This is a genomic window from Tepidimonas fonticaldi (assembly GCF_001675355.1).
GTDB classification, from domain to species: Bacteria; Pseudomonadota; Gammaproteobacteria; order Burkholderiales; family Burkholderiaceae_C; genus Tepidimonas; species Tepidimonas fonticaldi.
Window position 1 is genome coordinate 1 of the sequence record NZ_LZDH01000019.1, and the last position, 795, is coordinate 795.

Sequence of the window (795 nt, forward strand, 5' to 3'; positions counted from 1 at the left end):
GAGTCTTGATGTGCGTCGAGACAAGAGACGTGAGCACGCGCTGTGCGCTTGTTCGCCCTGTCTTCAGCTCCGACAACCCCGAGCCTGGTGTGCGCAGCCGCGCAGCGCCGGCGGTGCTGGGGCGCAAATCCAACGCAATGATTCCCGACGCAATGGTTCAAACGATTGCAACGATTCGAACTCTGTGAAGGCGGCTCAAGCCCTTCCCGCGCCAAGCGTGCACGGAAGACGGCTGCGCCGCCCCTACCGGTTATGCCTGACGACCATAGCAAGGTGGTCCCACTCCTTCCCATCCCGAACAGGACAGTGAAACGCCTTCGCGCCGATGATAGTGCGCAGCTCGCGTGTGAAAGTAGGTCATCGTCAGGCTGTTACACCAGAAGATCTGGCTGCGCCGTCGTGCGTGTCGGTCTTCGGCGGGCCTTGGCTGCTGCGGCAGCCAGGGGCTTGCCCAGGTGTCGTGCCGTGTGTTTCGTCTGACCTCTGAGCGCTGTGTCAGAGCGGGCGCGATGTACGAGATGCGCGCGACGCACCTGGACAAGACGCCAAAAAGTGTGTCATAATACGAGGCTCTGCTGATCGCGGCGGGTTTCGGTGGGATCTTTAACAAACAACAGCCGATAAGCGTGGGCAAGCGCGGTGCGCTGCTGGCCTGGGCGGGGGAGACCCTGTCTGGGCGGGTGGTAGCGAGTGCTGCGACAACTTTCTCGCGCAGACAGTAAGCGAAGTGAGGATTCACTTAGATTCCGATTGAGTTGGCTTGACTTTGAAGATCGAATGATAGAGTTTGATCCT

General features: G+C 60.0%; 1 protein-coding gene and 1 rRNA gene. Both read left to right on the forward strand.

Annotated features, from left to right (window positions below; translation table 11 throughout):
• Window positions 1-188, forward strand: a 188-nt coding sequence (locus A9O67_RS13680; protein WP_231960182.1) for a hypothetical protein, incomplete at its 5' end; no start/stop codon positions are given.
• A gap of 67 nt (window positions 189-255) precedes the next feature.
• Window positions 256-369 (forward strand): 5S ribosomal RNA (gene rrf / locus A9O67_RS02950).
• Window positions 370-795 lie beyond the last annotated feature (426 nt).